4 protein-coding genes and 1 pseudogene are annotated in these 3,922 nt (G+C 42.9%); 3 read left to right on the top strand and 2 right to left on the bottom strand.

The genetic code is table 11. The features are described 5' to 3' along the window. Together OEL57_RS15105 and OEL57_RS15100 are read left to right on the top strand one after the other, a co-directional pair. Nucleotides 1-377: pseudogene (locus tag OEL57_RS15105) on the top strand (phenylalanine--tRNA ligase subunit beta); the annotation flags it as partial. Between the two features lie 93 nt (nt 378-470). Then, the gene (locus tag OEL57_RS15100; protein WP_300741595.1) at nt 471-764 is read left to right on the top strand and encodes a hypothetical protein; all 294 of its coding nucleotides are present in this window, start codon (nt 471-473) and stop codon (nt 762-764) included. A gap of 67 nt (nt 765-831) precedes the next feature. On the opposite strand, the gene OEL57_RS15095 is transcribed toward OEL57_RS15100, so the two are convergent. Together OEL57_RS15095 and OEL57_RS15090 are read right to left on the bottom strand one after the other, a co-directional pair. Continuing rightward, the gene (locus OEL57_RS15095; protein WP_300741593.1) at nt 832-1,857 is read right to left on the bottom strand and encodes a class II aldolase/adducin family protein; all 1,026 of its coding nucleotides are present in this window, start codon (nt 1,855-1,857) and stop codon (nt 832-834) included. 122 nt (nt 1,858-1,979) lie between these two features. After that, on the bottom strand, nt 1,980-2,792 hold the full coding sequence (locus OEL57_RS15090; RefSeq protein WP_300741592.1) for a M23 family metallopeptidase: 813 nt from the start codon (nt 2,790-2,792) through the stop codon (nt 1,980-1,982). Nucleotides 2,793-2,939: 147 nt separating this feature from the next. Between OEL57_RS15090 and OEL57_RS15085 the strand changes: the two genes are divergently transcribed. Continuing rightward, nucleotides 2,940-3,659, top strand: a complete 720-nt coding sequence (locus OEL57_RS15085; RefSeq protein WP_300741590.1) for a PilZ domain-containing protein — start codon at nt 2,940-2,942, stop codon at nt 3,657-3,659. Nucleotides 3,660-3,922: the final 263 nt, after the last annotated feature.

Genomic DNA, 3,922 nt, shown 5'->3' with positions numbered 1-3,922 from the left:
GCTATGAAATTGAGCGATCAGTTTATTACTTTGAGCTAAACTTTGAAGAGTTGGTGCGCCTGTCTGGTGCACGTAAGGCAATAACACCTCCTTCACGCTTCCCTGATAGTGTCAGGGATCTTGCCTTGTTGGTACCTCTAGATCTTGCTTCTGGCCAGCTTATTGATTGCGTTACCAGCGTAAAACAAAAGGAATTGGAAGACGTTGCTATCTTTGACCTGTATCAAGGAGACCGCGTTCCTGAAGGTCATAAAAGTATCGCGTTACGATTGCGTTATCGAGCCGCTGACCGGACTATGACTGACGATGAAGTACAGCAGGTTCACCAGAAGATTATTGCTTCTCTGACAGAAAGATTGGGAGTGTCAGTTCGATGAATGTAATCATTCATACGAAAAGACTTGCGAAAATATCTATAAATGAATAATATGAAGTACGTTTATTCTCATCCCATAAAGGAGTATGTAACAATGAAAAAAATGGTATCTGTTGTACTGATGGCTGCTTTTCTGTCTGTTTCTTCCTTGGCTTTTGCTGCAGAGCAGAAGATTACTGGTACAGTTGAGAAGGTTGAGATTCAAGGTGCTGCTGCAACCGTAACCCTCAAGGACAGCAAAGGCGCTAAAGTTCAGGTTATTGTTAAAGACCAACTGACTGTTGACAAGCTGAAAGACAAGCGCATTGTTGTTGGCGACGAAGTTCGTGTAAAGTATGATGACGCTAACAAAGAGAGCAGGCTGTTCCGCAAAACTGCTGGCTGCTAGTTTTAGCAACAATACTGTAAAACCAAGAGGGGCACGGTAGATACCGCGCCCCTCTTGGTTTTAGTAACTAAATCTGATGGCGTTTATAAAGTCTTTCAAAATAAAGATCTCTGCACAACAGTTCCACCTCGGCAAGCATTGACAATGCTTCACCAAAGCCGGTATGGCTTATCACAAAAACCCCATGTCCCTGTACGATAACGGCTTTAGCATCAGAAAAACTGAATGCTTTTGGCAGACTCTCTGCCAAACCGCCAACACCGCCTTCTCCACTCACAACAGGCAAGGAACCAAGTAAATCAAAAGCTTTAACCGTATCAGAATTGGCAAAGAAACTCATGATAACCGGGAATCGTGGATGTCCATGAAGTATCGCTTTACAGTTTGTTGCAAGTATAATAGCCCGATGTGCGGGCAGTTCGCTGGAAGCAGTCATACCCGCTGTGGATGATCCATCAAAAGGAACCGTATCTATCTGGGTGCATAATTGGTCAAGTCGTGCAGAAGTTTGGGAAATGTAGAGCATATTATTTGCAAAACAGGAAATATTACCAAAAAAAGAATCAACCAGTCCAAGCTCAATGGTGCTCTGCCCGGTAAGGCTCATTTCCTCAATAACATCTTGATATGTTGAGGGTGTTGTTGAGCAAAAGGCCTGTTTATTAAACGTAAGTGGCTTTAAATAATTATTTTTGTAGTGTGCTAGTGCTTCGCTCTCTTCTGGCAAGAGAGTGCCGACGGTAAGTAGATCTTCAAAATATTTGACCGTTGTTGCATGTAACAACGATGACCATGCGATATAAGCCTGTTCAACAGTAAGTGTTCCCTGGCTGATGATGCCAAGACCTTCAACAATGCAGCCTTTCCTTTTACTCAAAGTTTCACAAATTACATCTAAAAGCAGAGACTGATCTTGAGTTTTACGTATAAGGGGAATGTCGTGCAATGAAGAGCGAGATTCTGAATCCCTGGGCACAATGCAACCTGTGTCAGGTGCTGCTCGACGTAATAGAAAAGAGGGGAATGGATGTAAAGGTTCTGCAATGATGATCGCGGCACAATCCAGTCTTTGTAGAATCTGTTCAGCCAGCAAGGCAAACTCCTGATTGCCTGACTTACAGACCGTGTCGTTCTGACTGCAAATGGCAATACTACAACTTTTGACACTCAGCTCGTTGATCAACATCTGTATGTAGTATTCAAGTTGGTGTTGCATCAAGGGATTGAGGAGGGGATGTTGGTAATCAACATTGATCCGTCTGACAAAACTTCTTTACGAAAATTGGCGCGCTGTCGATACGAGTGGCCCGCCGAAGCAATTTTCAAGGTACTTCCGGGCATAAAAGCCGCTGTAATGTTGTTGCCAGATTGCCAAGCCTCAAAGTGAACATGGGGTCCGGTAGAGCGACCGGTACTACCGGCAAGGGCGATGACCTCTCCTTTTTTAACTGCCTGGCTTTGTTGAACGTTAAGTTTACTATTGTGACCGTAAAGGGTCACCATGCCATTGTCGTGCTCAATCAGTACAGTCCAGCCGTACCCTGAACGCAGGCCTGCATATACAACAACTCCTGAAGCAACAGCATGCACTGAAGTGCCTGTGGGTACGGCAATATCAATACCATTGTGGTGTCGTAACTGACCATCAACAGGATCAACCCTGACACCAACACCTGACGTAATAGTTCCATCTACCGGCAATAATGCCTCGACAATGTCTGTACTGTTATGCTCGGGATTGATTTGTGTCTCTACTGTTTTTTCAATAATTTCTTTTAAGGAGGGGGCTGGGGTTTGGGTCGATTCTTTAGAAATGGTGCGAGCAGCCTTTTTACGGGTGCCTTTTACTGTTTCCCTCATTACCACCTGAGCATCTTTTTGCAAAGGACTGTCAGTAAAGCTTTCGACTCCATCAATGGTGACAAAACGATAGATATCTGCCTGCGCAATTTTAAGAGGCAGTACATCTGTAACTGCACATAATAACAGGCAGGTCAGGATAAAAAATCTGAAACTACGACAATTCATGGGCATCCGTATCGTTATCGGTATTCGTGCTTGTGATGGCTACGCTTTTCTGTTAAAAAATCGATCATTAATATTTATACTGCTTTCCCAATTACAAAGCAATTCCAACATGCTCACCAATCAATTTCGTTTTCAAGGATATACTGAGTGTTTTTTACCTATTATGACAAGGTAATTCGTGGCACCGAACATGAGGATGGACTTGTTATCATACAGTTCCTCAAGGGGATGGTTGGGCAGACGTTTTCTTTTTTAAATTACTATAAAGAGATTCCCGTTTCATATGATGCTCGCCTGATTTCTGTTGAAAATGAAATGGCTGAATTTGAAATTCATGAATACCAAGCCAAAGTAATCGCTCTTGAAAAAAAAGTGCTCATCAGGGCCCATGTAAAAAGTCCTGTGCCCGATGATCTCGTTGGCGAAGTCTTTTACGTAAACACAGCCCGCAAAAAGGCTATTCTTACCCGTTTTCATTACGCCAAAATTCGTTCTGATTTGCGCCGTTTTGTCCGTGTTTGTCTTGATGACCGTCGTGCTGATGTAGATATATATTTGGACAATGATATTATTCCTGCATCGGTACGTGATATTTCACTTGGTGGTGTTGCCCTGCAAGTGTCTGACCCCGCTGGTATTGAGCCTGGTAAAGAAGTGAACCTGATTCTAAAGTTAGAAGCACACGAAGACGCTTCTTTACGAGAAATAGGCGCTGCTTGTACAATTACCCGCCTTTTAGGCTCAGCCCCTGATTATACGTGTATTCTTGAGTTTCACCCTGATCGCCACTCTCAACAAGCGCTTGCCTATTATATAAATCAGAGACAGGTTGAGATCATTAGGGAGCTTAAAGAGTTGGCATCATGACAATCCTCTTGAAAGAAGTGCACAAATATTAGGCTACTGGCTGTTTTTGTGCCTATTTTGTGTGCTGGCGATTGTCCGGTTTAATCTTTTATGTCAGACGTAAATTCATAATTATAAGTACTTATCTAATTAGTCTGATTTGGCAATGTGCTTGCATAAATCTTAAATAAGTTAGATGAGAATTAACTGCTGAGAAGGGAGGATGACTGTGAAAAAAGTAGAAGCAATCATCAAGCCGTTCAAGCTGGATGAAGTTAAAGAGG

It is taken from the genome of Trichlorobacter sp. (assembly GCF_030247655.1).
In the GTDB taxonomy this organism is placed as follows: domain Bacteria; phylum Desulfobacterota; class Desulfuromonadia; order Geobacterales; family Pseudopelobacteraceae; genus Trichlorobacter.
This window is presented reverse-complemented; position numbering and strand designations above follow the sequence as displayed.